The sequence below is a fragment of the Dialister sp. i34-0019-2H8 genome (assembly GCF_042846925.1).
Classification (GTDB): domain Bacteria; phylum Bacillota; class Negativicutes; order Veillonellales; family Dialisteraceae; genus Dialister.
The window spans coordinates 1523813-1549574 of record NZ_BAABYQ010000001.1 but is presented as its reverse complement, the minus strand read 5'-3'; the positions used below and the strand labels follow the sequence as shown (position 1 = coordinate 1549574).

25 protein-coding genes and 1 riboswitch are annotated in these 25762 nt (G+C 47.9%); of the genes, 18 read left to right on the top strand and 7 right to left on the bottom strand.

What is annotated here, in order from left to right; genetic code table 11:
- Window positions 1-47 precede the first annotated feature (47 nt).
- The 6 genes from ACGG9R_RS06610 to ACGG9R_RS06585 all read left to right on the top strand — a co-directional run bounded on the left by ACGG9R_RS06610 (window position 48) and on the right by ACGG9R_RS06585 (window position 3432).
- Window positions 48-1412, top strand: coding sequence for a hypothetical protein (locus ACGG9R_RS06610; protein WP_390152995.1), 1365 nt, complete (start codon window positions 48-50; stop codon window positions 1410-1412).
- The gene (locus ACGG9R_RS06605; protein WP_390152993.1) at window positions 1387-1575 is read left to right on the top strand and encodes a hypothetical protein; all 189 of its coding nucleotides are present in this window, start codon (window positions 1387-1389) and stop codon (window positions 1573-1575) included. Before ACGG9R_RS06610 ends, ACGG9R_RS06605 begins: the two co-directional genes overlap by 26 nt.
- Before the next feature lie 198 nt (window positions 1576-1773).
- Complete coding sequence (locus ACGG9R_RS06600) at window positions 1774-2406, top strand: hypothetical protein (protein WP_390152990.1); 633 nt, start codon at window positions 1774-1776, stop codon at window positions 2404-2406.
- A gap of 166 nt (window positions 2407-2572) precedes the next feature.
- Window positions 2573-2734 (top strand): hypothetical protein, encoded by a 162-nt coding sequence (locus ACGG9R_RS06595; protein WP_390152988.1) that lies wholly within the window; start codon window positions 2573-2575, stop codon window positions 2732-2734.
- 217 nt (window positions 2735-2951) lie between these two features.
- Window positions 2952-3287, top strand: a complete 336-nt coding sequence (locus ACGG9R_RS06590) for a hypothetical protein (RefSeq protein ID WP_390152985.1) — start codon at window positions 2952-2954, stop codon at window positions 3285-3287.
- A complete protein-coding gene (locus tag ACGG9R_RS06585; protein WP_390152982.1) occupies window positions 3280-3432 on the top strand; it encodes a hypothetical protein in 153 nt (50 codons plus the stop codon). The genes ACGG9R_RS06590 and ACGG9R_RS06585 overlap by 8 nt, the downstream gene beginning before the upstream one ends.
- Before the next feature lie 346 nt (window positions 3433-3778).
- Here ACGG9R_RS06585 and ACGG9R_RS06580 read toward each other — a convergent pair whose 3' ends face one another.
- On the bottom strand, window positions 3779-5203 hold the full coding sequence (locus ACGG9R_RS06580) for an ISLre2 family transposase (protein ID WP_390151423.1): 1425 nt from the start codon (window positions 5201-5203) through the stop codon (window positions 3779-3781).
- Window positions 5204-5668: 465 nt separating this feature from the next.
- On the opposite strand from ACGG9R_RS06580, the gene ACGG9R_RS06575 reads away from it, so the two are divergent.
- The 6 genes from ACGG9R_RS06575 (at window position 5669) to ACGG9R_RS06550 (ending at window position 10803) form a co-directional block, all read left to right on the top strand.
- A complete protein-coding gene (locus ACGG9R_RS06575; RefSeq protein ID WP_022105754.1) occupies window positions 5669-6805 on the top strand; it encodes an acyl-CoA dehydrogenase family protein in 1137 nt (378 codons plus the stop codon).
- Window positions 6806-7099: 294 nt separating this feature from the next.
- Window positions 7100-7246: a type II toxin-antitoxin system HicA family toxin gene (locus ACGG9R_RS06570; RefSeq protein ID WP_390152979.1), complete on the top strand. Its 147-nt coding sequence runs from the start codon at window positions 7100-7102 to the stop codon at window positions 7244-7246.
- A gap of 230 nt (window positions 7247-7476) precedes the next feature.
- Window positions 7477-7896: a type II toxin-antitoxin system HicB family antitoxin gene (locus ACGG9R_RS06565; RefSeq protein ID WP_390152976.1), complete on the top strand. Its 420-nt coding sequence runs from the start codon at window positions 7477-7479 to the stop codon at window positions 7894-7896.
- 181 nt (window positions 7897-8077) lie between these two features.
- Window positions 8078-9850 carry a DUF262 domain-containing protein gene (locus tag ACGG9R_RS06560; RefSeq protein WP_390152974.1) on the top strand — a complete coding sequence of 591 codons (1773 nt, stop codon included), beginning with the start codon at window positions 8078-8080 and terminating at the stop codon, window positions 9848-9850.
- Window positions 9851-9958: 108 nt separating this feature from the next.
- Window positions 9959-10552 (top strand): hypothetical protein, encoded by a 594-nt coding sequence (locus ACGG9R_RS06555; RefSeq protein WP_390152971.1) that lies wholly within the window; start codon window positions 9959-9961, stop codon window positions 10550-10552.
- A gap of 11 nt (window positions 10553-10563) precedes the next feature.
- Window positions 10564-10803, top strand: coding sequence for an ATP-binding protein (locus ACGG9R_RS06550; RefSeq protein WP_390152968.1), 240 nt, complete (start codon window positions 10564-10566; stop codon window positions 10801-10803).
- Window positions 10804-10988: 185 nt separating this feature from the next.
- Here ACGG9R_RS06550 and ACGG9R_RS06545 read toward each other — a convergent pair whose 3' ends face one another.
- The 3 genes from ACGG9R_RS06545 to ACGG9R_RS06535 form a co-directional block, all read right to left on the bottom strand.
- Complete coding sequence (locus ACGG9R_RS06545; protein WP_390152966.1) at window positions 10989-11828, bottom strand: MetQ/NlpA family ABC transporter substrate-binding protein; 840 nt, start codon at window positions 11826-11828, stop codon at window positions 10989-10991.
- A 175-nt stretch (window positions 11829-12003) separates the two neighbouring features.
- Window positions 12004-12657, bottom strand: coding sequence for a methionine ABC transporter permease (locus tag ACGG9R_RS06540; protein ID WP_390152963.1), 654 nt, complete (start codon window positions 12655-12657; stop codon window positions 12004-12006).
- Window positions 12641-13675 carry a methionine ABC transporter ATP-binding protein gene (locus tag ACGG9R_RS06535; protein WP_390152960.1) on the bottom strand — a complete coding sequence of 345 codons (1035 nt, stop codon included), beginning with the start codon at window positions 13673-13675 and terminating at the stop codon, window positions 12641-12643. Before ACGG9R_RS06535 ends, ACGG9R_RS06540 begins: the two co-directional genes overlap by 17 nt.
- Before the next feature lie 55 nt (window positions 13676-13730).
- Window positions 13731-13831, bottom strand: a riboswitch (SAM riboswitch).
- 353 nt (window positions 13832-14184) lie between these two features.
- On the opposite strand from ACGG9R_RS06535, the gene ACGG9R_RS06530 reads away from it, so the two are divergent.
- From ACGG9R_RS06530 to ACGG9R_RS06505, 6 genes are all read left to right on the top strand, one after another.
- The gene (locus ACGG9R_RS06530) at window positions 14185-14499 is read left to right on the top strand and encodes a YerC/YecD family TrpR-related protein (RefSeq protein ID WP_390152957.1); all 315 of its coding nucleotides are present in this window, start codon (window positions 14185-14187) and stop codon (window positions 14497-14499) included.
- A 110-nt stretch (window positions 14500-14609) separates the two neighbouring features.
- A complete protein-coding gene (locus ACGG9R_RS06525) occupies window positions 14610-15980 on the top strand; it encodes a phosphomannomutase (RefSeq protein ID WP_390152954.1) in 1371 nt (456 codons plus the stop codon).
- Between the two features lie 519 nt (window positions 15981-16499).
- Entirely contained in the window at window positions 16500-17354 is an 855-nt protein-coding gene (locus ACGG9R_RS06520) for a transporter substrate-binding domain-containing protein (RefSeq protein ID WP_390152951.1), read from the top strand.
- A gap of 239 nt (window positions 17355-17593) precedes the next feature.
- Window positions 17594-18439, top strand: a complete 846-nt coding sequence (locus ACGG9R_RS06515; protein ID WP_390152948.1) for a transporter substrate-binding domain-containing protein — start codon at window positions 17594-17596, stop codon at window positions 18437-18439.
- A 342-nt stretch (window positions 18440-18781) separates the two neighbouring features.
- On the top strand, window positions 18782-19648 hold the full coding sequence (locus tag ACGG9R_RS06510) for a transporter substrate-binding domain-containing protein (RefSeq protein WP_390152945.1): 867 nt from the start codon (window positions 18782-18784) through the stop codon (window positions 19646-19648).
- A 195-nt stretch (window positions 19649-19843) separates the two neighbouring features.
- Window positions 19844-21121 carry a diaminopimelate decarboxylase family protein gene (locus ACGG9R_RS06505; protein WP_390152942.1) on the top strand — a complete coding sequence of 426 codons (1278 nt, stop codon included), beginning with the start codon at window positions 19844-19846 and terminating at the stop codon, window positions 21119-21121.
- Window positions 21122-21273: 152 nt separating this feature from the next.
- Here ACGG9R_RS06505 and ACGG9R_RS06500 read toward each other — a convergent pair whose 3' ends face one another.
- The 3 genes from ACGG9R_RS06500 to ACGG9R_RS06490 all read right to left on the bottom strand — a co-directional run bounded on the left by ACGG9R_RS06500 (window position 21274) and on the right by ACGG9R_RS06490 (window position 25712).
- Window positions 21274-21570 (bottom strand): hypothetical protein, encoded by a 297-nt coding sequence (locus ACGG9R_RS06500; RefSeq protein WP_390152939.1) that lies wholly within the window; start codon window positions 21568-21570, stop codon window positions 21274-21276.
- A 324-nt stretch (window positions 21571-21894) separates the two neighbouring features.
- Entirely contained in the window at window positions 21895-22953 is a 1059-nt protein-coding gene (locus ACGG9R_RS06495; protein WP_390152936.1) for a diacylglycerol/lipid kinase family protein, read from the bottom strand.
- Between the two features lie 263 nt (window positions 22954-23216).
- Window positions 23217-25712, bottom strand: coding sequence for a putative bifunctional diguanylate cyclase/phosphodiesterase (locus ACGG9R_RS06490; RefSeq protein ID WP_390152933.1), 2496 nt, complete (start codon window positions 25710-25712; stop codon window positions 23217-23219).
- Window positions 25713-25762 lie beyond the last annotated feature (50 nt).

Below are 25762 nucleotides of genomic sequence, written 5' to 3'. Positions count from 1 at the left end.
TTAATCATCTTCTTCGTTAGAAAAAAGTATTTGCCTGTCATCAAGGTTTGACGGTACAACCAAAGCACGCTCGCCGCCTTCTGCAGCCTGCTCTGTCTAAAGACTACCAAAGGAACGCGTTCAAACGCGCCCTGTGCGATGCGCAAAGGAACATAGATAAATTATCCACGCAGGGACTCAAGGCGGCCTACAATGGCATAATCGACGCTATTTCAAAGGGCAATGAGGAGATGGTAGATAAAGCCATTTACGTGGCCACCCAAGAGAAAGCCCGATACTTTGCGGAACGAATTGCCCGCACTGAGAAAGCGAGAGCCTACATGGATGGGGTCATGTACAAATATGCCAATGATCCCGACTGCATCGCCTTCAAGTGGAAGCTGTCGAGCCGCCATCCATGCGATGACATTTGCGACCTGTACGCCCATGCTGATTTGTGGAGCATGGGGGAAGGCATTTTCCCGAAAGATAAAGTACCATCCCTGCCAGTTCATCCGAATTGTATGTGCCGATTGGTTCCAGTGTTCAAGGGTTCAAGCAGATTGAAGAGTGAGACACCAAAAGACCGAATTCTTGATGGTGGTATGGAATATATCAAGAGCCTTAGCAAGTCACACCGTACTTCATTACTAGGTGAAAATGGAGCGAAGAACGTAGATAAAGGCGGTGATTGGAGAAAGTACATCAAAGGGTTCTTTTCCAAAATAATGACTTGTCGTATTCCTCATGATATAATTCAAGAGAGCAAGATTACGAAGGCATTTAAAGTTGCTGGAGTTAGTTGTGATTTTTCCGCTATACCAAGAGGAATTCGTGTAGCGATGAAGCAAGAAGTCGTAGACGTGCTGCAGGGCAACCCTAAATTTGCTGAATATGTCAAAGCACATGGTTTGAATTTAAAGGCTGAACCTTTAAGGGGAGCGTATGGAGTCACTTCATATTATTTCCGAGGTGGGGAGAGCATTGATATTTCTATAAATGAAAATTCATTCCAAGACAAGGCAGTAATCAAGAAGGCTGTAGATAGACAAGCTAAAAGCAATTTCAAAATGCCAGCTAGTGAAAATGAAGCATTGCATTATACAATGAGCCATGAGCTGGGGCATGCTATTGAAACGGTTGCGGTTTATGGCCGTATTGCAGGTGTAAGTGACTACGATGTGAAGTCTGCATATCTTAAAGAAACAGGAAAGATTAAGAAGGAAATCATTAAGATTGCTAGGACGATTGATTCAAATGTTACAAACAGAACCTACAAAAATTGGCTTTCTGCTTATGGACAGGAAAACCCACGAGAGTTTTTTGCTGAATGTCATGCAAATATGCGTTGTGGGAGCCCTAATGTGTTAGGGAAGGCTTTAGAAGAATGGTTGAGGAGGTGGAATAATGGAGAAAAGACAGATGTGCGGTGACAGAAAGATGCCGTATTTTTTAACTAATCCTAAATGGTATTATCGAGATAAATATGGCGGACTGAGGCTTGCAAAGGACGCACCGCCTGAAGCTAGAAAGAGTTATGAAGAGTTCTTCAAAGACCCAGAACCAGACGAAAATGGTCGCGTCACAGAATATTAAGCATCCGAAAGGGTGCTTTTTTATTGCCTTTCCAAAGGGACGGGAGCCCTGCCGCAGGCGTTAAAGAACGGCCTTTTTTATTGGGATAGAAGCCCAAAGAGTGAAGAACACGGGAGGTTCTTATTATGACATTAGAAGCTGCCAGTCCATCCGAACTGCATGTGCCGGGTGGTTCCCATATTTCATGGATCCATGCGAGTGACAAGCGAAGAACCGAAAGACAAGACGCTTGCGGGGGGGGCTCGCCTACATCATGATCCTTACAGAGATGCAGCGCTGTTCACTTCTCGGCGTGAATGGGGCGGAGGAAGTCCAGAAGGAAGCCAGCTGGAAGCAGTATGTGAGGGGGGGGATTCCGATGAAGTGATGCAATGTCGAATAGCGCAAACGGTACAAGCGTACAAAATCCCTGAATATGGAGATTTGGAAAAATATGGAATGTATAGAGGGCAAATGTTAACGGTTCGCCCTATTTTAAACTCAAAATATGATTTGGCCTTCGCTGACGGAGTTCCTGTAAAACCTAAAATGGTGCATGAAGTCGAGAAGCAGTTAAATGAAAGCATAAACCTCATGGGGATAACGGAGCTAAAGGATTTCCCAAAGGTTATTATTGCAAGCGATAATGAAATGGGACCTGCTGTAGGAACGTTTGACTGTATAAGGAATCAACTGGCTATAAATGTGCACTTGTTAGATTCAAAGTGGGTGAAAGAGCACCTAAGTAGCGATAATAATCGTCTATCAACGTTAATACACGAATTGTATCATTGGAAAGACGCCCAAAAGTATATGGCAAAGCATGGTAAAATAACAGATTTCAACAAATAAATATACTATGTGCTGAGTATGCGGGGATATTTGACAAGCTAATAGCTAAAGGGTATGATGTGGATAGTGTAAGTTCATATGCTACTAAAATATACAAGCTTGGCCGATATGATGAGTTCTTTACGGAATATAGGACGCATGAATTATTGAAAGGAAGGTGAGTGCGATGCCAACAATGAAATTCTCTGAAACGGTGGAAGAGTTGGAAAGAAAGTTAGAGCCATATTTTGCCCAAAGAGGAGGTTTGAAGGCGGATGCGCCGCCAGAAGCAAAGGAACTGTTTGAGGAATATAAAAAGCAGGTAATGGCAGAAGCCTGGCTTGATTAACAAAACAGAATAAAAGCACTTGCGTATGCAGGTGCTTTTTTATTGCTTTTCCAAAGGGACGGGAGCCCTGCCGCAGGCGTTAAAGAACGGCCTTTTTTATTGGGATAGAAGCCCAAAGAGTGAAGAACACGGGAGGTTCTTATTATGACATTAGAAGCTGCCAGTCCATCCGAACTGCATGTGCCGTGTGGTTCCCATATTTCATGGATCCATGCGAGTGACAAGCGAAGAGCCGAAAGACAAGACGCTTGCCGGAGTGAATGGGGCAAAGGAAGTCCAGAAGGGAGCCAGCTGGAAGCAGTATGCGAGGGGGGATTCCGATGAAGTAATGCAATGTCAAATCACTAATGGTATAATGCAGGCAGGAAGACCAGTGAACGAACAAGATAAACTGAAACAATTCCTTTTCATTGCTGAAAAGAAGACCGCCGCGGAGAAGCTCGCTTCCGTAAATCCACATTATCAAGAGGGCAGGGAATGGCAAATCAACAGCCAACGCTGCGTCGGTGCGGAAGCGGTCGAAAATATTGTAGGAGGCGATAAAAATGAGTAACGAGGATCTAGAAAAAATGACCGATGAAGAGTTAGACGAAGCTATCGCTAAGGAATATGGAGAAGATTGGGACCCCGCTAATTTTGAGAAAGGGGACCCGTTAGCAGATGAATTTTTTAGGCGAATAGGCATAGTCGGAGACTAAAAATGAAGTATAATGATTATGGAAATCCCTCGAGGTGGTAAATTCCGTTGCAACCACGCACCTTCACGGTCAAAAGAGATGCAGGAGAGGCGACGCCTGCCGAGGGATATCTAACAATCTAAAGCGCTCTTGCGAGTGCTTTTTTATTGCCTTTCAAATAACGGTATCAAAAAAAGGATGACCAGCCCCCACCAATAAAGGGCGAAGGTTCTAGTCATCCTTTTCTATATATTATAGCATAATTCAAAATGGTAACAAACACGCCTTTCCAAAGGGATAAGTGTCAAGTTTTCCTCGGTAATTCATTTGACTGTCGATAATTACTATCTCCGTGGCTTCGGTTTAATCAGTATTTCTGTATTGCTCTGGCAAGTCTTCCCATGGGGGAAGAAGAAGCTCCATAAATGCCTATACGCCCTTCCAGGCATCCTGGCCTATAGTTTCTCATTCTGCGCTCTGCCTGCACCACGGCTTTGTGCATGGCTCTATCCATCTTTTTGTAGCTCTTCCCATTAGCATGGTACAAGAGGGCTTGCGTAAGCGTCTTATTCTTCCGGGCGGTCAGTACCCAGACCATGCACTCCATTCCTTCGCTGGACCAGCTCCGCCCCTGCCGTTTCATGCGATAGCTGTAGAACCGGTGATTCGTTTCTGCAGTACCCAAGTGGATTTCTGTATGGATGCCGCGCTGGCTCAGGCTTGGGATATAGGGAGCATTTCTTTCCAGATAGCTTTGCAGTTTGTTTACCTCCTCCAAATCCGCCTCTGTTCGGGCGCAGCTCCGGGCAGTGTCCATCCATACGGGAATCCGTTTCATAATATCGTCGGTCTGGTGAAACTCTCGGATCATACGGTCTACCAGTTCCCTCTTGCAGAAGCTGAGCCGGGTCCGGATCTTTTCATGTACATGATAGCAGTCACGGAAGTGCTGGTGATCCAGGCAGCCTTCTACCATTTGCTCAAAGTCCTGAAACTGGTACCCGGACCCTCCATCCCCATTCGATAGCACCGTGGTCTTAGACAGGTCATAGTGCCCATGCAGATAGCTTGCTGCCATTGCAAAAAGTTCTTTCCTGCTGGTGGACGCAAAACAGCGAAGTCCTACCAGTTCTGTCCTGTTGCCATTTTTCCTGACTCCTTCGTATACCTGGAGGCGATGCACCTCCGAGACCTCGCCTTTCTTCTTGTTTTTGAGGATGATTCCATCCCCTTCAATCGCTATAATCTCCGGCTGTACTGGCTTTTTATCCTTCTTCTCTTCTACGAATGCTTTTTCGTAAGCCTTTGCCTTCTTACCGGCATAATTCTTAAGTGAGATAACGGACTGATGGGAGATGGTAATCCCTGCCAGGTTTTGCAGGAGTTCACTGGCACTGCGGGATGTCGTAATTGCGACAGACTCGACAATCCGCTCAATCATTCCCAGGCTGTAGTGCTTTCTGGACTCAAAGCCCATTTTGCAGTCCAGGGGATAGAAGCTCTTCCCTTCTTTCTGCAGAAGTCTTCGGGTATAGGTCAGCTCTCCATAGCGGCAGCAAATCGTCCTAGGGTCCCGGCGTGCCACACGCCACCCCTGTACCTTGTAAATCTGATACAGCTCAGTGTCAATACGCGCCAGAGCCATAGCTATAAGCTGACAGTTCATTTCAGTGAGCCAATGAGTTAGCTTCCTTTCAGCCTCGATAGAGTCATCAGATTTCTTAATGAGAGAAATGACTGCACCAATTGCATTTTCACTCCAAATTTCTCCAGTTTTTGTTATAATATCCATGAGGAAAGCCCTTTCTTTGTTTTATTTGTGCACGGAAATTATAACATTTCCACTCAAAGGGAGGCTTTCCTCTTTTATTGTTTCTGGAAAAATTCCCCTACCGAGTAAAATTTTACACTAAGTCCAAAGGGACGGGAGCCCTGCCGCAGGCGTTAAAGAACGGCCTTTTTTATTGGGATAGAAGCCCAAAGAGTGAAGAACACAGGAGGTTCTTATTATGACATTGGCAGAAGTGTACGAAGCATTAGGGAAGCAGGACGGCGGCAAAGCCTAGGTGCAGGAGCTGACGGAAAAAGGTACGGGAGACAGGGCGGTCTCAGGGAAGATGGAGGCGTGGATTCTGCGAGTATTTTTATATTTTTCCATCCGAAAGCCCAGCATATCTGTTATAATAATAGCAATATAGTAAAATTTTAGGGGGAAGCCCTGGCAGAAGAAGCACTTTGATTTCATGGAGGAACGAGAATGGACTTTACATTAGATGCAAAGCAGCAGGAGCTGGTAAATCTGGCGAAGGAAATCGCACAGAAGGAGATCGCGCCGCGCGCTCTGGACATCGATAAGAGCGGTGTCATGGATCCGGAACTGTTGAAGATTTTGAAACAGTCCGGTATGACTCAGCTGGCTGTTCCGAAGGAATATGGCGGAGCAGGACTCGATCTGTTGACGGGTGCGATGATCAGTGAAGAGCTCGCAAAGGGCTGTGCAGGTACTGCGACTGTTTGCGCAGCCAATTCGCTTGCTTCCTTCCCGATCCTTTTCGCCGGCAGCGATGAACAGAAAAAGGAATACTTTGACTGCCTGAACAACGGTGGGATCGCCTGCTTTGCGCTGACGGAACCGGGAGCAGGCTCTGATGCAGGTGCGGTATCCTGTAAGGCCAAAAAGGTCGATGGCGGCTATGTCCTGAATGGTACGAAGTGCTTCATCACCAATGCGCCGATCTGTGACAAAATCACACTCTTTGCCAATACCCGTGAGTCGGGCGGTATTCGTGGCCTCACCGTTTTCACTGTCGATAGAAATACGCCAGGCGTCTCCATCGGCAAGGAAGAGGACAAGATGGGGATCCGCGCTTCGGCTACATCGGAAATCATTTTTGATGATTGCTTCGTTCCGACAAGCGCCCGCATCGGTCGTGAAGGCATGGGCTTCCGCATCGCTATGCAGACGCTTGAAACATCCCGTCCGGTCGTCGGTGCGATTTCTGTCGGTATCGCACAGGCTGCACTGGAAAATGCCATCCACTATGCACACCAGAGAAAGCAGTTCGGCCAGAAGATCGCTTCTTTCGAAATGGTACAGGAAATGATCGCGAATATGGTCACCAAGACGGAAGCGGCACGCGCGCTTGTCTATAAGGCTTGCTGGCTGAAGATGCAGGGAGATAAGAGGGCGTCCATGTTCTCCGCTATGTCGAAGTGTTTCGCTTCGGATACGGCGATGGAAGTCACCACGACAGCGGTGCAGGTCATGGGCGGTAATGGGTACTCCCGTGAAAATCCGAATGAAAAATACATGCGTGATGCCAAGATCATGCAGATCTATGAAGGAACGAATCAGGTACAGCGCCTCGTCATTGCTAATGAAGCATTGTACTAATTGGTGACTGGTTTAGCGGGTTCGACAGGTTCCAGGGGTTCAGAAGGTTCAACGGGGAAAGAGCGGCGCTCTACTATTTTATGCGCTGCACCACACCTGTTGAACCCTCAGAACCTATTGAACCCGTTGAACCTGTTTCTCTGAACCCTAAACCTTCTATTTCATGAAAAAACGGCATAGTCGTGATTGCGGCTATGCTGTTTTTTATGTCTGATAGCCAATCATTTTGGACAATGATAAGTGGCCTTTACAAAATGCGCATAATGCGTATAATAAAGAAAGGAGGGCGGAACAATGAAATTCAGAGAAGTCATCAAAATACTGGAAGACAACGGGTGGGTCCAAAAGGCTGTGAGAGGCTCTCACTATCAATACACGCATCCTGGGAGACCGGGAAAGATTACCGTTCCCTGTCACAGAGGCGATCTAGGGAAACGCTGATTAAATAGCAGAGTCAGATTTTACAAGAATTTTTATATATAGCTTCGTCATAGCCCTCCTTAAATAGCTCGCTATTCGCGTCAGGTTATTCCTCGCTATGTATAAAAATTCAAGAGTAAAATCTGACAACGATTTAATCAGTGTTTCCCTAGATAAAAGAACAGTGAAATCGATTTTTACTGCTGCGGGACTTGATACGTCCCGATTGATTTGATAAGGGGGCGATTCCTATGAAAAAATTACTTTATCCTGCTTGCTTCTATCCGTGTGAAGATAAGCCAGGCGCTTATACGGTAGTTGTTCCTGACCTTCCCGGATGCATCAGCGAAGGAGATTCTTTGGAGGATGCAATCGCCATGGCAACCGATGCCGCTTCCAGCTGGGTATTGGATGAAATGGAAGAAGGCCGTCCGGTTCCGGCAGCGAGTGATCGGAGCACCATTCATCCAGATAGCCCGGATGGATTTGTAAATATATTGGTTCTGGACATGAACGCCTATGAAGAGCGCTATGGAAATAAAGCAGTTCGAAAAAATCTGACGATTCCTGCCTGGCTGAATACATTCGCAGAGACCAATCATGTAAACTTTTCTCAGGTTCTGCAGGATGCACTGATCTCTATGTATCAGAGACAGATGGCAAAGCGGTGAGCGTAAGGTAAGTAAATTTAAAAAGAGAGAGTCCCTGTTTTTCAGGGGCTCTTTTTCGTGTTCTTGTGTGCTCTATGCTATAATATTTGTCAAAGATCATTATAGTGAGTGCTGAGGATTATTTAAACTTTTTACAGAATGGGGTGCGATGATGGCTCGATACGATGTCAATAATTTCGCTGTGGATACGATATTGTCAGATATAAAGGCTGGAGAAATTGCTATTCCGGAGATGCAGCGCCCATTTGTCTGGGACGCCTCCAAAGTTCGTGATTTGTTAGACTCCTTATATAAAGGCTTTCCCGTTGGCTACATTATTGTATGGCAAAATCCGAAAGTTAAACTGAAAGATGGGACAACTTCTTCTGGGAAAAAAGTACTAATTGACGGGCAGCAGCGTATTACAGCACTGTCAGCGGCTATTGCAGGGAATGAAGTTCTTGATTCTCACTATAAATGGAAACGGATTGTCATCGCATTTAATCCTCTGGAAGAAACATTTGAAGTATCCAACTCCGCAAATCAAAAGAGTAGTAAGTGGATTCCGGATATCTCGAAAATGTTTGAGTCGAATTTTAATTTTTTCTCCCAGGTCATGGATTATTGCCAAAAGAATGGGCTAAATGACAATAATCAAATGTCTCGAATCAGTGACATTTTTACTAAACTTCGTGGAATTCAGGATAATAGATTAGGCGTTATCAGCTTGAATGCAGACTTGGATATTGATAGCGTCACAGATATTTTTATTCGAATCAATTCCAAAGGGGTCGTATTGTCACAAGCCGATTTTGCCATGTCAAAGATTTCCTCTAATGAAGCATACGGAGGAAATCTGACCAGGAAGACCATCGATTATTTCTGTCACTTGCTGGAATCCCCAGAAGATTTGAAAGATATCAAAGCAAATGACACGGATTTTGCGTCTAAGCCAGAATTCGATGCCATCAAATGGGCCGCCGGAAAAGTGAATCCTATATATAAAACATCCTATGCTGATGTTTTGCGCGTGGCATTCACCTACAAATTCAAAAGAGGCAGATTAGCAGATCTGGTTAGTTTGCTGTCTGGCCGTGATTTTGAAACACGAGAATTTAAAATTGAAATCGAAGAGGACTCTTTTGCCAAATTGCATGATGCGGTATTGCATACCATCAATCAGACCAATTACGAACGATTCCTTATGATCATAAATTCGGCGGGTATTGTGAAGCCTTCCTTGATACGCTCGCAGAATGTGTTGAACTTTGGTTATGCACTTTACTTGGCACTGCGGGAGCGCAAGGTGGCCGATGGTATCATCGAAAAAATCGTGCGGCACTGGGTGGTGCTCTCGATTTTGACAGGACGGTATTCCAGCTCCCCTGAATCCATGTTTGATTATGATATCAAGCGTTTCTTCTCTTATGATGACCCGGTAGAATATTTGAATGTGACTGAAGCAGGGGAACTTTCTGCTGCTTTCTGGAATGTTACGCTCTTACAGAAATTGGATACTTCCGTAGCAAGCAGCCCCTATTTCAATATTTTCTTAGCAGCACAAGCAAAATCGCATGACAAAGGCTTCTTGTCAGAACACATCGAAGTGGAGAGCATGTTGGAAAATCGCGGCGATATTCATCATCTGTTTCCTAAAAAGTATTTGACGGATCATGGTCTGCTTAAATCGATGTACAACCAGATCGCGAATTACGTATTCCTTCAGCAGGAAATCAATATCCGAATCAGTGATGATGCCCCGTGTATCTATATGAAAAACATATTGAGTCAGTGCGAGTCCAAAATTCCTCAATATGGAAGTATTGTCGATAAGGAGGTACTGAAAGATAATTTGCGCCAAAACTGCGTTCCAGATGGATTTGAAAATATGGATATCACTGATTACTCCGATTTCCTAGTTAAGCGAAGAAAATTGATGGCAAACAAGATTCGTGAGTATTACGAATCGTTGTAAAAAAGACACAGCCCCTGTATCTGCAGGGGCTATTTTGCGTATGTCATAGATAAGAAGAAAATAAAGTGAGATTTTTGAAACACTCGATAAAATCGAACTGTTTTGCATGTGCACACGGGTATACATGTAAAAATACTAAGGCATTATTGTATCGAAACTTGTCCTCCGACCGAAAGAAAGATATTTGGTTATAATTTTGGCTTCATAGATAATGAAGACGAGAAGCATTATTTTAGACCTGGTGAATATTATGATGAAGAGGATCTTTATAACGATGTCATATATAAAATATACGATTATTTTCACTTGATGAATGACATAAAAATAATAGAGACAGATGATGATGGAAATGAATACTATGTTAATAAATATGTGAGAAAGGGAAAACTAGTTTACTATCCTTGCTATCGTCCACCGGTAAAGGGGGTCTCACGCATGCTTGGGTTTAGCTCCTTCAAATTCAAATATGAAAATGAAGAAGATGCTATAGATCATATAGAAAAACATATTGAAGGAAAAAGAAGAAAGAAGGAATATGATAAACAATTTAAAGAATTGGTCCGAAAACTAGATGAAGCTTATATTGAAGCGACATCTCCAATATTAGATGATTCATGGAAAGTAGTTAAAATAGAAGGGGATGAAATAACTTATAAGAAGGGACGTGAATCCATAACGCTCAAAATATCAAGACCTGAATAATAGCATTATATATGAGAGATTGTAAACTGGTTATTCATGAATCGGAGCCCCTTTTCAAGGTCATAGCCGAACGTTCAGAACGAATAAGCGTCATGATTACGACCGATCTTGAGTTTTCCAAATGGCCTGAGATGTTCAAGAATGCCACACTGGTTGCGGCATTGGTAGATCGCCTGACCTACCACTCCCATATCCTTAACATGAATGGCGAATCGTATCGCTTCCAAAATGCGCGCAGAAGGAAGTCGTAGTTTTTTACGCTCAAAGTGGCTCAGAAATTCACGGCCACATGGCTCAGTTTTTCGCAATCACAGTGGCTCAAAAATTCACGGTCATGTGGTTCACTTTTTCATTGACATTCACACTTTTGAATCCATAGACCGGTTCCCCACACCAAAAAAAGACCGCTTGCGCGATCTTTTTTATTTCTATTTCATTATTCCCAAGCAGGAACGATGGTGCCTTTGTATTTTTCAGCGATGAATTTCTTGACGGATTCAGACTGATAGTACTTGACGAATTTCTGATAAGCCGGCTGATCCTTGTCCTTCTCGCGGGCAGCGATGATCATAACGGCGAGCGGGGTATCCTTGTCTTCGAGGAAGATGCCCTGGTCTTTCGGGGAAAGTCCGGAGCTCATGACGTAGTTCATGGTGATGACGGATGCATCGACATCAGCAAGGCTTCTTGGAAGCTGAGCGGCTTCGAGTTCCTGGAATTTCAGGTGTTTCGGGTTTTCTACGACATCTGCCGGGGTGGCTTTCATGCCGACGCCTTCCTTCAGCTTGATGACGCCTGCTTTTTCGAGCAGCTGGAGACCACGGCCTTCATTGGTCGGGTCGTTCGGGATGGAGACGGTAGCGCCGTCCGGCAGATCCTTGATATCCTTATACTTATCGGAGTAGACGCCCATGCGCATCAGGATAGCTTTGCCGATAGAGACGAGGTTTGTATTGTGCTGTTTGTTGAAGTTCTTCAGGAACGGTTCATGCTGGTAGACAACGAGGTCGAGATCGCCGTCAGCGAGTGCCTGGTCCGGAGTGACATAGTCGGAGAATTCCTTCACATTGACCTTGAGACCTTTGCTTTCAGCTTCTTTGGCAGCGGCTTCGACGACTTCTGCATGCGGACCAGCCGTAGCACCGACGGTGATCTCTTTCTTTTCCTGTACAGAGGCAGCGGCCGAGGAGGCTGGCTTTGCGTTGGAACCACAGCCGGTGATGATGGCTGCTGCGGAGAGGGCGCAAAGTCCAGCGATGACGAGTTTCTTTAACATAAATATACTTCCCTTCTTTTATAAAATCCGGTGTCTATGTATGGAAGCGGGAGAATTCGCATTTCCTATAGATCCGGTGGAAAACCTGATAAGAGGCATGGGGCAGGGCGCATATAGAGGACGCAGAGGAGAAGGCGGACATAGCCAGTCTCCATTCCCCAGGCTTATCCATTTTTTACTTCTTATTCGCCTTTTTCGCAAGATTGCTTCCGATAAACTGGATGAGCTGGACGACGACGATAAGGACGAGGATGGTAGCCACCATGACGTCGGCCTGGAAACGCTGGTAGCCGTAGCGGATGGCGAGGTCGCCTAAGCCGCCGCCGCCGATGGTGCCTGCCATAGCGGAGGAACCGATGAGGGTGACAATGACGACAGTGATATTCTCAATGACGGAAGGCAGGGCTTCCGGGATGAGGACTTTCTTGATGATCTGGAATGGGGAAGCGCCCATGGATTCAGCTGCTTCGATGAGGCCGAAGGGAACTTCACGGATGGAGGTCTCGACCATGCGGGCGGTGTAGGGGATCGCAGCGATGGTCAGTGGGACGATGGCTGCGGTGGTGCCGATGGAGGTGCCGGCGATGAGACGGGTGAGAGGAATGATCGCGACCATCAGAATGATGAATGGGATGGAGCGGATCATATTGATGACAAAAGCGAGCGGCTTATTGAGCAGGCGGCAGGCGAGAATGCCGTTTTTCTCCGTGACGACGAGGAGGATCCCCAGAGGAATGCCGACGACAGCGGCGATCAGGGCAGAAACGCCGAGCATGTAGAAGGTTTCTGCCGTACTTTTCAGAAGAAGATTACTAATGACTGGAGACATATCCGAGCACCTCGCTTGTGATAGGTAACGATTTCAGATGACTGAGCGCTTCTTGCATATCGCTGTCATCGCCAATGATGGTGATAATGAGACGGCCGAAGGATACATTCTGGATGTAGTCGATGGAACCGTACAGGATAGATACGTCCAGATTGTACTTTTTGATGAGGTTGGCGATGATCGGTTCATTTGCGACGTCGCCGCGGAAGGAGAGGGAGAGGACGGTCTGGTCGTCCGCGTTCTCTTTATCAGCATGGATATCCATGTGGGAGAGCTGTTCCGGTACTTCCGAAGACATGACCGAGCCGACGAATTTTTTCAGAGTCGGAGTCTGCGGATTGGTGAAAAGATCGACGACGGAGCCTTCTTCGATGATGCGGCCATGTTCGATGACGGCGACACGTTCAGCGATCTCCTTGATGACTTCCATCTGATGCGTGATCATGATGATGGTGATGCCGAGCTTCTTATTGATATCTTTCAGCAGCTGCAGGATGGATTTGACCGTTTCCGGATCCAGCGCAGAGGTCGCTTCATCGGAGAGAAGTACGGATGGATTGGACACGATAGCGCGTGCGATGCCGACACGCTGCTTCTGTCCGCCGGAGAGCTTTGCGGGGTACTTATCTTTGTACTCAGTGAGACCGACCATCTCGAGGATGTCATCGATGCGTTTCTTCTGCTCTGCCTTCGGCACATTGGCAAGCTCCAAAGGGAATGCGATATTTCCTGCCACTGTGCGGGAGGACAGCAGGTTGAAATGCTGGAAGATCATGCCGATGCCTTTGCGCTCGCTGCGCAGTTCCGCCTTGGAGAGCTTCATCATGTCTTTGCCATTGATCAGGACTTCGCCTGTGGTCGGTGGTTCAAGCATATTGATGCAGCGGACCAGGGTCGATTTCCCTGCACCGGACTGCCCGACGATACCGTAGATCTCACCATCTCTGATGGTGACGCTGACGTCGTCCAGTGCTTTGAAATTGCCATATACTTTCGTTATATGTTTGAGTTCAATCATTGGAGTCTCCTCATAAAAACAAAAAACTTTCATCGGAAGATGAAAGCTTGCAGTCGCATCATCTTTCGAGAATACACTCGCTGGAATTGGCACCGTTTCATAAAGATGGTTGCCGTGGCTTCAAAGGGCCAGTCCCTCCGCCACTCATGATGAAAGTCGTATGTAATTCAATCGACAAAGCCGATTGAATGAATTGTACTCTTTATGAGAAGGAAAGTCAATAGGGGGGAAGGGGGAGCCCGTGGGGCGTGCTGCCCTTAATTTCGTGCGAAAGCATCGCTTGAATGAGAAATTAAAAATGAGAAATGCGAAATGGTGGTGCGGCGCATAAAAGTATAGCAGCGCCGCGAAGTATAAAATAATGGCGAGACCCGAAGCTAGTATTTAGTCACCAGTCACTAGTCACAAGCCACTCCCAACCCATTTTCCTTTTGCACCGCTTCGCCTCTAATGCTATAATATACTAAAGTATCGTAACTATAACTACCCAATGACAGGAGGACATATCAATGAGTGTGAATCACAGACTGGTGAATCCGCTGACGGATCAGCTTTTCGATGGCATTCTGACTTTGAAGACGAGAGAGGAGTGCTATGAATTTTTTGAAGACCTTTGTACGATCAATGAACTGCGTGACATGTCGCAGCGTCTGGAAGTGGCACGTATGCTCGAAGCGGGAGATAAGTATGACCGCATCGAAGAAGCGACGGGCGCAAGCACTGCCACGATTTCCCGCGTGAAGCGCTGCTTGAAATTCGGCGCCGACGGATATGTGCAGGTGCTCTCTCGGATGGGAAAAGACGTGTCGAAGATGACTGACTGATGATGTTAGGGACATGGGGATCCAATCGACGGATCAGATTTGCCGATGGATGCTGTCTGACGATGATCGGCTCCCTGTCTCCTTCGGTTTTTCAAAAAGGAAGAAATACCATGCAACCACTCCTACTTTCTCATAAAGGCTTCAAAGCCTATGATATTCGCGGTGTCGTGGGGGCGGAGGTGAACGAAGACTTGGCATATCGCGTAGGTCGCGCGTATGCAGCACTCTACCATCCGCAGGCGATGTGTGTCGGCTATGATATCCGTCCGAGCTCTCCTGCCATCGCTAAGGCTGTCATGCGAGGTCTGACGGATGGCGGCGCGGATGTGATGGACATCGGCCTTTGCGGGACGGAAATGATGTACTTCGCTACGTTCCATTACGGACTTTCCGGCGGCATCATGATTACCGCGAGCCATAATCCATCGAATTACAATGGCTTAAAACTTGTGCGCGAAGGGGGGATCCCTGTCAGTGCTGATACGGGACTGAAAGACATCGAAGCACTCGCATTCTCCGGTGATTTTCCCGAGGCAGAGAAAAAAGGGAAGATCTTTGCGAGACAGATTCTCCAGGACTACATCGACTGTATCCTCTCCTTTGTGGATGTCACGAAGATGAAGCCACTTCACATTGTGGTGGATGCAGGAAATGGCTGTGCCAATATCGCCTTCGCGGAACTAAAGAAACACCTGCCCTTTACTTTTACAGAATTATATATGGAGCCGGACGGAAGCTTCCCTCATGGTGTGCCGAATCCGATGCTGGAAGAGTGCCAGAAGCCGCTCAAGGAGAAGGTGCTCGAAGAAAAAGCAGATCTCGGGATCGCCTGGGACGGAGACTTTGACCGCTGCTTCTTCATCGATGAAAATGGGAAATTCGTAGAAGGCTGCTACATGGTAGGACTGCTTGCATCCTATTTTCTCAAGAGGCATCCCGGAGAGATCATCATTCACGATCCGCGCGTCTTCTGGAATACGGAAAAGATCTGCCGTCTCTATGGAGGTGTGCCCGTCGAATCGAAGGGGGGACATGCTTTCATGAAGGAGACTATGCGTCGCGTCCATGGCATTTATGGAGCTGAAAACAGTGCCCATCATTTTTTCCGTGACTTCTCTTACTGTGACTCCGGTATGATCCCATGGCTCATCGTGACAGAGCTTATGAGCGAGACAGGCAGGCACCTTGGCGAAATGGTCGCTGAAATGGAGAAAGAATTCCCCGTGAGCGGAGAGATCAATCTGCCAGCCCAAAATGTGGAGAAAACCCTCGCTGCAGTCAAGGCAGCCTATGCACCGAAAGCCTTGGCTATCGATCCTACGGATGGCGTAGGGCTTGAGTTTGAAAATTGGCGTTTCAATCTCCGTCCATCGAATACGGAGCCTCTTATACGTTTCAATATGGAGACGATGGGAGACCGATCGCTCCTCGAAGAGAAGAAAGATGAGATCATGAAGCTCGTCGAGGAAAGTAACAGATAATGCGGCTTATCGCTTCTGCGCGGGCAGCAGCGCCCATCGGGCATTCGTTTTGAGAGGATATGCTCTTAGCGATCAAGAGCTCTGCCCTGACACATACATATGATGTATACGATCCCTCATGTAAACAAAGGGACTGTAAAGAAATGAATCCTCATTTCTTCACAGCCCCTTTTTACTTTGCTTTCATTGTTCAGGGTTCAGGGTTCAAGGTTGAGGTGGCGGCTTCGCCGCCTTTTTTAGAAGATGGTATTCTTGTATCGCAGCCTTCCCCCCCTAGGGGAAGGTGCCCGCAGGGGCGGATAGGGTGACTATGGCATGAAAGACAGCTGGGATAAGGTTTCCCGGTCACTCCTATGAGAGTTGCAAGTCCCCCGCGGCAGATGGAACGCGAAAATGAGATGATCGTTATTTCACATCGCCATTGTTTTTTATACGTGACTATTGCATTTTCATGCAAATAGGTGTATATTTATTGCATCCAATCCAACTACATGTGAAAAGAAAGCAAAGAGGGTATAGATGATGAATAAAATGTTGAAACTGGTCATCCTGGGTGTGGCAGCCTGCGGTGTATTTGCCCTTACCGGCTGCGGCGGAGACAAAGCCGCTTCTTCTGCAGCATCGAGTGCGGCAGGACAGGGCGCTCTCCTTCAGAAAATCAAGAAAGACGGTAAACTCGTGGTAGGTACAGCACCGGGCTTCCCGCCTTACGAATTCCTGGATACTTCAGTCAAGGATAAAAAATCCATCACGGGGATCGATATCAAAATCGCAGAAGCCGTTGCGAAGAAGCTCGGCGTCAAGCTCGAAGTACAGGACATGACTTTCCAGTCGCTCCTGGCTTCTATCACGACAGGCAAGATCGATATTGCGATTTCCGCCATCACTCCGACTGCAGAACGAGAGAAGACTGTCGATTTCTCCGACAGCTACCTCGTCGGCAAGCATACCCTCCTTGTCCGTAAGGAAGATGCAGGCAAGTACAAGACGCTGGCTGATTTCAATGGCAAAAAGATCGCCGTCCAGAAGTCTTCTCTGCAGGAAAAGCTGACCAACGAGCAGATCAAAGATGCACAGGTCGTATCTTTGACGAAGGTTCCGGATGCGCTTTTGGAACTCCAGCAGGGCAAAGTCGATGCTGTCCCGGTACAGAGCATCGTCGGCGGACAGTACCTCATCACGAATCCTGATCTGGCTCCGACGAATGTATTCTTCAAAATAGACAGCAAAGGCTCCTCGGTCGCCGTACCTAAGGGCAATGAAGACTTTATCAAGATCGTCAACGAAGTCATCAAAGAGAACCGTGATAATGGCAACATCGATAAATGGGTCGATGAAATGACGAAGAAAGCCGTAGAAAACGCAAAGAAATAAGTCAGGGCAGGGCTAGAAATCGGTATTTCCGGATCGGTGCAAGCGCCAATTTCTCACGAGAGCTCAAACCCTGCTTATAATATTGCTTCTGCGATTGATGCAGCGTTTTCAAAAATTTTACAAATCTAAGGACGGATGTACGTTAGCGGCTGCATCCGTTTTTCTTATTGACATGATTTCCATCATCATGCTAGTATGGCATGAGTGAATTACCAATTTGGGAAAGCGAGGTCTTTCAAATGAAAAAATCTGTAAAATTCGCACTGCTTGGTCTGGCTGCTGCCGGCGCACTTCTGATGGCTGGCTGCGGGGATGACAAAGGCATAGCGAAATCTGCTGCCTCCGGCGAAGCGCAGCAGGGACAGCTGATGGAAACCATCAAGAAGAGAGGCAAGATCATCGTCGGCACCTCTTCCGGCTACCCGCCATATGTATTCGTAGACTCCGGCTCTGCTGACAAGAAGGTCATCGGACTCGATATCGAAATGTGCCAGCAGCTCGCTGACAAGCTCGGTGTCAAGATGGAAGTCCAGGATATGGGCTTCTCTGCACTGCTCTCCTCCGTCACGGCAGGCAAGGTCGATATCGCTGTCGGCGGTGTCTCCCCGACTCCGGAACGCGAGAAAGTCATGGCCTTCTCTGACAAGTATCTTCCGACGGAGCAGAAGCTGCTCGTCCTGAAGAAGAATCAGCATGTATATAAGACAGCGGCAGATCTGAAAGGCAAGACCATCGGCGCAGAAAAGTCCACCACACAGGAAGCGACGGCACAGAAGGTCGAAGGTGCGAAAGCCCTCGGTCTCTCCAGCGTACCGGATGCGATCCTGCAGCTGAAGAATGAAAAGCTCGATGGGATCGTTCTCGAAGGCGTCGTAGCTAAACAGTACCTGATTTTCAATGATGACCTCGCTCTTGCAGATGTACAGTTCGAAGGGGCAAAGAAAGTCTCTGCTGTAGCGATGAAGAAGGGCAATGACGATCTCATGAAGATCATCAATGAGATCATCAAGAAGGATACCGAATCCGGCCAGTTTGAGAAATGGGTCGATCAGTACAGCAAGATCGCAGTAGAAAAAGCGAAGTAAGGCTATCGGACTTTGCTCGTGCATATTTTGCATAAAAGGCGCAGTCTCCATGGAGGAGGCTGCGCCTTTTTATCAGCAGGAAGGAGTAAGGCTGAAAAGTACGCGATATCGCAGAGCCTATCTGCTGCACGCATGCGGAGCTTTCCGTAAAGGGAAGAATAAAAGAAATTGGATCTCGAAAAATTGCGAAAATTGAATGAATAATTATTGACATATATGCATAATCATGCTATTATCTATGCATACAAAAACGTAAGGAAACACTGATGAAATCTGACTCTGCGATTTAATCAGCGTTTCCGCAAGTCCGATGGGGACGATTTCACTAGAGAGGTGCGTATCATGATGATGAAACATAGCAAAGCATGGAAAGCAGCTGCCCTTGGTCTGGCAGCTATGGCGGCATTCACCCTGGCAGGCTGCGGCGGCAGCGCTGACAAAGCGGCATCGAGCAAGCCACAGACGCAGAAAGAAAGTCCGCTGATGCAGAAGATCAAGAAAGAAGGCAAGCTCGTCGTAGGCACTGCGTCTGGCTACCCGCCATATGAATTCGTCGATACATCCGTCGGCGAAAAGAAAGTCATCGGCATTGATATGGAGCTTGCACAGAAAGTCGCTGACAAGCTCGGCGTCAAGCTCGAAGTGCAGGATATGAATTTCCAGGCGCTTCTGACCTCGCTGACCAGCGGTAAGGTCGATATCGCCATCGCCGGTATCAACCCAACTGATGAACGTAAGAAATCTATGGATTTCTCGAACAACTATCTGCCTACAGAACAGCTTGTCATCATCAAAAAGGCAGATGCGGATAAATATAAGAAAGTAGAAGATCTCTACGGCAAGACCATCGGCGTCCAGAAGTCCACCACACAGGAAGCTCTGGCAAAGGAAAAGATCAAGGATGCCAAGATCGTCGGTCTTGCGCATGTCCCTGAAGTCGTGCTCGAGCTCAAGCATGGTAAGGTAGATGGCCTCGTTGTCGAAGGCATCGTCGGTCAGCAGTATCTCATCTTCAATGATGACCTGATGTTCTCGGATATCAAATTCCCGAATGCTGTCAAGAACTCTGCGGCTGCCATTCAGAAGGGCAACGAAGATGTCCTTGCTGTCGTGAACGAAGTCATCAAAGAAAATACGGACAATGGCAACTTCAAGAAATGGACAGAAGAATACAGCAAGAAAGCTGTAGCGAATGCGGATAATAAGTAAGTAGAACCGTTCATCGGTAGTGTCACTTGGTAAGACGATTTTCTCTAGGGTTCAGGGTCTGTCTCTGGGGCTTGACGCTCCATGGGCTCACCCTGAACCCCTTCTTATTTTCTATAGTCAATCCCATGCTCGTGTGTTATAATTAAACATCGAATTTTCTGATAAAATCAAAAGACTAGGAAAGAAGGATATGTAATGACTGATAAAAAGATCCCATTCAGCGATGAGCTGATCCGACAGGTAGCACAGCAGTATGGTACACCATTTCACATCTATGATGAAAAAGGCATCCACGACAATATGAAGCGTCTGCAGAAGGCCTTTTCCTGGAATCCGAATTTTCATGAATACTTTGCGGTGAAAGCGACGCCAAACCCCTGGATCATGAAGAGCCTCAAGGAGCTCGGCATCGGTGCAGACTGCAGCTCCATGGCAGAGCTGGTGCTTGCTGAGAGTGTCGGCATCACCGGTGATCAGATCGTATTCTCTTCGAATGATACCCCGGACGAAGAATTTTTGAAAGCGAATGACCTTGGCGCCATCATCAATCTGGATGATGTATCGAATTTAGGCGACATGGAACGTCTTCACATCGTCCCGGAAAAGATCTGCTTCCGCTATAATCCGGGGCCGGAGCTTGCACGCGGCAATGCGATTATCGGTACTCCGGAAGAAGCCAAGTATGGCATGACCAAGGACCAGCTCATGACCTGTGTCGACTGGGCGAAGGACCATGGGATCTCCTACATTGGTATCCATACCATGGTCATCTCCGCGGAGCTCCAGCTCCCGGGGCTTCTCGGAACCATCAGCATGATGTTTGATCTTGCGAATGAGATCAAGAGAGAAAAAGGCATCACCGTCTCCTTCATCGACTTTGGCGGCGGCATTGGCATCCCCTATCGTCCGGAACAGGATCCGGTCGACCTCGAAGGCCTCGGCGAAGGTGCGAAGAAGCTCTTCGAAGAAAAAATGGCAGGCTTTGAAGATACCTGCATCTCCTTTGAATGCGGCCGCATGGTGACCGGCCCGTATGGCTTCCTCGTCACGAAAGCCATCCATTACAAGCACATCTACAGAGACTACATCGGTACCGATGCCTGCATGGCCGACCTCATGCGTCCGGGGATGTATGGCGCCTACCACCACATTACGGTCCTCGGCAAAGCAGATGCACCGAAGGATCACGTCTATGACGTGACCGGCTCCCTTTGTGAGAACTGCGATAAATTCGCCATCCAGAGAGCACTTCCGGAAATCGAAATGGGCGACCTCATCGTCATTCATGATACCGGCGCTCATGGTCACAGCATGGGCTATAACTACAATGGACGCCTCCGTCATCAGGAGATCTTCGTCCATGAAGATGGCAGCATCCAGCAGATCCGCAGAAATGAAACCCTTTGCGACCTCTTCGCGACATTGGATTTCCCGGGACTTGCAGAAAATACGGAGAAGGTAGTGAAATCATAAAAAACATAGATTAGATCACGACGTCAAATCAGACAGTGTTTTAATTACTGCTTTTTTAAGGTGTTGCGGCATATGCTGCAACACCTTTTTTATTGATTAAGGGATAAAACTGACACGTATCTTTTCCCAATTGTTGGTTTGTCAAACATATGTTATACCGTGCTTGATGAAACCATGGAGTGTATCTTTGGGAGATTTCCATACTTCTTTAATGTACGCCCAAAAAGAGTAAGGTCTTCGTCAAGCCTTGCTTTGTTGAATCGTTTAGTGAATTCGGTGCCGTTATCTGTCTGCACACATTCCATAGGCATAGGGGAAGCCTGAACGAGATGCATCGGAAATATCATGGAAGAGTAGGTGCTGCACTCTTCAATGGCTTCCATATAACGCCAGCGTGAGAACTCATCAATGGCGGTATATGGATAGAAGCGTCTTCCTTTGGCTTTCACTAGTCAGACATGCGGATGGCACAAATTCTGGGAAAGAGAAGCAATGTCGAAAAAAGCCGTGGGCGGAGGGAGCGTGGTACAAGCGGGTACTCAATAATAAGCCATTTGTAATAAGCCATTTGGGCAATATGCAATACGCTAAAACGCGTCCGATGTTTCGCAACATGCGAAACATCGGACGCGTTTTCTGAAGTCTGAAGTCTGAAGTCTGAAGTCTGAAGTCTGAAGTCTGAAGTCTGAAGTCTGAAGTCTGAAGTCTGAAGTCTGAAGTCTGAAGTCTGAAGTCTGAAGTCTTCAAGTCTTCAAGTCTTCAAGTCTCTTCGTTTAGCACTTCTTCCTCTTCTCCCGTTCCTGCACTTCCCGTACGACTTCTTCAATGGTCGTCCCCTTGATCGGTTCTTCCCCATTTTCTGCCCATGGGAAATGCATGTGTGGAGCGACGCGTTCGAAGAAGTGGGGGAGATGCGTCGCATTGTCATCCACGTGCTCGGGAACGAAGACGGGGAGACGGGAGGGGAGGATCTCAAGGTCGATCGGGAAATTCGGTCCCTTATCTCCGTCTACATTGGTCGAGAGGGTATCGCCTTCCGTGATGGAGATGTGCGCTTTTTTGATACCGACGACCGTGACGAAGTCAGGACCCATCTGGAAACCGGCGAGGAGCTTCGGTGCCTGCCTGATGGCATTCAGCCAGGCGAAGTCGTGGAAGAGGCAGAGCTTGATGATGCCTTTATTGCGATCCTCCGGCGGGATGAGGTTGCGGAAGCTGCCGGCAGAGTCTGTCAGCATGGCAGCGATCAAAGGGGAGGAGACTTGTATGACGGTGCCGTTTTCCTCTTCGATCTTGAAGTGATAGGATCTCTGCTTGTTCAAGACCTGCATGCCTTTCATGAAGTAGGCGAGCGATCCGAAGAGGGTCTTTTCTTTGATGGAGACTTCGCTGACTGCTTCAGAAATGAGACCGGCGGCGACAACGTTGATGAAGTAGCGGTCATTGATCTTGCCGACATCGATCTTCGTCTTGACTGCATGCTCGAGCATACGGATGGCTCCCTGTGGGGAGCGTGGGATGTGAAGAGCGCGGGCGAGGTCATTGACTGTACCGAAAGGGATAAAACCGAAGGCGGAGTGACTTCCTACGGGTACCATGCCATTGATGACTTCATTGATCGTGCCATCACCGCCCATGCAGATGACGTCACGTCCTTTTTCTGCGGCGATGCGTGCAAATTCCGTGGCATCTCCGGCTTTTTCAGTCAGCTTGATCGTGATATTGTCATAGCGCTTTGCCAGTGTCGTATGGAGGAGCGGGATATAGCGCGGGGCTCGTTCGCGTCCGGAGGTCGGATTGACGATGATGGTGCATCGTGTGGATTCTGTCATGGGTATCTCCTGAAAAAAGTGTGGGGGATCCGGAGATGTCATGAGTGAGGAAATGGCAGTCCCGTTTTTCCATTGGCGGGAAGATCCTTTTTGAGGAAAGTGCCCTACATGGTCTACTCTGATCTCCGGTCACACCGCTGTACGTTGAAACTTATATCCTATATTATAGCGCAGATCGGCACACGAAAAAAGGCTCTCCCGCGCAATGCTCGTACGGAGAGCCTTTTATGCTGCCGGTCCTATCACCAGTCACCGGTTACAGGTCACCAGTCTTTCTTGATCTCGTTATACAGCTTGACAAGACCCTTTTCCATGGCGAGGTTATTCGGGGCGGCGGGCTTGACCGTGTGAAGGAAGATACGGCAATTGGTGTCGGGGATAGCGATGAAGACATGCTGACACCAGACGAAGCCGTTCGGCGTCAGGGTGCGGAAGTATTCAGAGAGTGTGCCGCCATGTGCAGAAAGGCGATCGGAGATGGTGTCCGCATCCATGAAGCGCTCATAGCGAGGGCGGTCTTCTTTCTGAATGGAGAGATATCCGAAAGCACGCATTGCTGTGCGGTAACAGTAGGTGTGACCGGGATGAAACTTGTGATAGTCCCGGCAGAAAACGACAGGCTGGCAGGTGCCGCGGTCAAGATCATTGATAACGATGGCATGGTAGAGGTCGTAGAGATCCTTTTCAAGACCGTTCACTTTCATCTGCTCGATCTGGATGGCATTGCGTGTGATATTGAGAAGCTTGCAGCGCATGAGGAAGCGTTTTCCGAGCTGGGCGATCTTCTGCACCTTCAGCCAGAGATACTGATCATCGATGGTATAGGTGATGGCGTAGGGCTGGTCGGAATCGTAGACATGGGAGAGCAGACGCGCGATTTTTTTACGGATCGGGCTCTCCGGCATATTGAGGCGGGCTTCACTGTCACGTGTAGTGGGTGCGCCGACGGAAGCAAGTACGTCTTGATAGGCTGGGGAGGCGAAGCGGAAATAGAGCTTGCCATCTTCCATGGTCTCTACGATCGCAAGTGACTCATCCGTCGTGAAGTCCATATCTCCCGCTTTTTCATAATATGCTGTGAGCTCTTCTGTCTCAACGTCAATATGCTGCAGAAGGATATGGGCTTTCATCTCATCGAAGGGGAGCGGCTTGCCGAAGAAGTAGCCCTGGATCTTTTCGCAGCCGATGTCTCGGAGAAAGCGGAATTGTTCTTCCGTTTCCACGCCCTCTGCCAGCGTACGAATGCCGATCTTTTTTGACATATGAATGGTGGACTGGATGATATCCTTCGAGCGCTGCGTGAAATTCGACAGAAAGTCCATGTCGATCTTGAGCTCATCGAAGTGATAGTCCTTGAGCGCATTCAGTGAGGAGTAGCCGCTTCCGAAGTCATCCATCCAGACCTGATAGCCCACCTCGCGGAAGTGGTCGAGGATGATGCGGATCTCTCGTGCGTTTTGTACGAACATGCTCTCCGTGATTTCTATGCAGAGAAGGTGGTGGGGGATCCGGTATTTTTGGGTTCGTCTTTCCACCTCGGTGAAGATGTCACAGGTGAGGAAGTCCATGCGGGAGAGGTTGATGGAAATCGGGACGACCGGTATGCCGTCATCCAGGCAGGCGCGGAGGCGCTTGCAGACCTCTTCTAAGATGTACAGGTCGAGCTGATAGAGCTGGCGTGTATTTTCAAGAGCCGGGATGAATTCACTCGGCTTCAGGAATCCGTACACGGGATCGATCCAGCGGGCCAGCGCTTCGAGACCGCATAGCGTCTTCGTGATGGAGCGGATGACAGGCTGGTAGTAGACCTGAATATAGCCTTTGGAAAAGGCCTCATCCAGATGATCGATGACATAGTCACGAATGAGGACGGCGTGCTGCACCTTGGCGGTATATTCACAGAGGAAGACATCAAGGCGATCCTTGATGCTGTCACAGGCGAGCTTCGCAAGATCGCAGGCCTTGCTCGGCGTGATCGAGAGATCCTCTACCTGATAGATCCCGATTTTCACTTCGAGCGGGGAACGCATGTACATGGAAAGCAGCTTCTTGTGGGCATCGATGACACGGTTTTGAAGATCTATGTCATAGGTGAGGACGACGAAATGATCATCAGAGAAGCGCGCAATGAAATCATTCGGGAAGCATTCCCTGAGCGTCTCCGCCATATGGAGCAGGAGGGCATCACCTGCATCAAGGCCGAAGTGGATATTGTACGACTTGAAGTGGCAGAGATTGAAATAAAGGATCACAATCGGCGGTGATGCCGGATTCATGCTGGCAAGCTTGAACCATTTGGCTGCATATTCAAGGAAACGACGCTGCCCCGGGAGCGCTGTCAGCCGGTCGATAGAGTAGGTCAGGTACTTCGCTCCTGCATCGACGGCGAAGGCCACAATCACATGTCCATAGTCCGGAAGTGTGGTGGTACGGCAAAAAATCTCCATGTATCGGAGAGGACCCTGTTTTGTGATGGCTTTGAAATCAACGAATCCGATCAAGCTCTGCCGCAGCTGATGTTCGATTTCTAGGAAAACACGCTCTTTGTCGGCGGCGGAGAGAATGTCATCGAAGGTATGGCCACGCGATTGAGTTAGCGCTTCCAGGCTGTCATAGCCAAGCATGGCAAGAAAACGATCATTGGCATACAGAATGTCATGGGTATCCGCCCGATAAATAAAAATGCCTCCGGGCATAGCGTGCAGTATGCTGTTTTGTATAGAATGATTGATTACGTCAAGTGAAACATCTTTATTCATTGTTCGTCACCGCCTTTGTCGTAGTAATAGTCATGGTGTAGCCCCTGGGG

What these genes read in the sequence shown, in the direction of transcription:
- ACGG9R_RS06585 (WP_390152982.1), top strand. Translation starts at nt 3,280, where the DNA reads ATGAGTAACGAGGATCTAGAAAAAATGACCGATGAAGAGTTAGACGAA.
- ACGG9R_RS06545 (WP_390152966.1), bottom strand. Translation starts at nt 11,828, where the DNA reads ATGTTAAAGAAACTCGTCATCGCTGGACTTTGCGCCCTCTCCGCAGCA.
- ACGG9R_RS06520 (WP_390152951.1), top strand. Translation starts at nt 16,500, where the DNA reads ATGATGAATAAAATGTTGAAACTGGTCATCCTGGGTGTGGCAGCCTGC.
- ACGG9R_RS06515 (WP_390152948.1), top strand. Translation starts at nt 17,594, where the DNA reads ATGAAAAAATCTGTAAAATTCGCACTGCTTGGTCTGGCTGCTGCCGGC.
- ACGG9R_RS06605 (WP_390152993.1), top strand. Translation starts at nt 1,387, where the DNA reads ATGGAGAAAAGACAGATGTGCGGTGACAGAAAGATGCCGTATTTTTTA.
- ACGG9R_RS06570 (WP_390152979.1), top strand. Translation starts at nt 7,100, where the DNA reads ATGAAATTCAGAGAAGTCATCAAAATACTGGAAGACAACGGGTGGGTC.
- ACGG9R_RS06505 (WP_390152942.1), top strand. Translation starts at nt 19,844, where the DNA reads ATGACTGATAAAAAGATCCCATTCAGCGATGAGCTGATCCGACAGGTA.
- ACGG9R_RS06580 (WP_390151423.1), bottom strand. Translation starts at nt 5,203, where the DNA reads ATGGATATTATAACAAAAACTGGAGAAATTTGGAGTGAAAATGCAATT.
- ACGG9R_RS06535 (WP_390152960.1), bottom strand. Translation starts at nt 13,675, where the DNA reads ATGATTGAACTCAAACATATAACGAAAGTATATGGCAATTTCAAAGCA.
- ACGG9R_RS06530 (WP_390152957.1), top strand. Translation starts at nt 14,185, where the DNA reads ATGAGTGTGAATCACAGACTGGTGAATCCGCTGACGGATCAGCTTTTC.
- ACGG9R_RS06540 (WP_390152963.1), bottom strand. Translation starts at nt 12,657, where the DNA reads ATGTCTCCAGTCATTAGTAATCTTCTTCTGAAAAGTACGGCAGAAACC.
- ACGG9R_RS06575 (WP_022105754.1), top strand. Translation starts at nt 5,669, where the DNA reads ATGGACTTTACATTAGATGCAAAGCAGCAGGAGCTGGTAAATCTGGCG.
- ACGG9R_RS06565 (WP_390152976.1), top strand. Translation starts at nt 7,477, where the DNA reads ATGAAAAAATTACTTTATCCTGCTTGCTTCTATCCGTGTGAAGATAAG.
- ACGG9R_RS06490 (WP_390152933.1), bottom strand. Translation starts at nt 25,712, where the DNA reads ATGAATAAAGATGTTTCACTTGACGTAATCAATCATTCTATACAAAAC.
- ACGG9R_RS06495 (WP_390152936.1), bottom strand. Translation starts at nt 22,953, where the DNA reads ATGACAGAATCCACACGATGCACCATCATCGTCAATCCGACCTCCGGA.
- ACGG9R_RS06550 (WP_390152968.1), top strand. Translation starts at nt 10,564, where the DNA reads ATGAGAGATTGTAAACTGGTTATTCATGAATCGGAGCCCCTTTTCAAG.
- ACGG9R_RS06510 (WP_390152945.1), top strand. Translation starts at nt 18,782, where the DNA reads ATGATGATGAAACATAGCAAAGCATGGAAAGCAGCTGCCCTTGGTCTG.
- ACGG9R_RS06595 (WP_390152988.1), top strand. Translation starts at nt 2,573, where the DNA reads ATGCCAACAATGAAATTCTCTGAAACGGTGGAAGAGTTGGAAAGAAAG.
- ACGG9R_RS06525 (WP_390152954.1), top strand. Translation starts at nt 14,610, where the DNA reads ATGCAACCACTCCTACTTTCTCATAAAGGCTTCAAAGCCTATGATATT.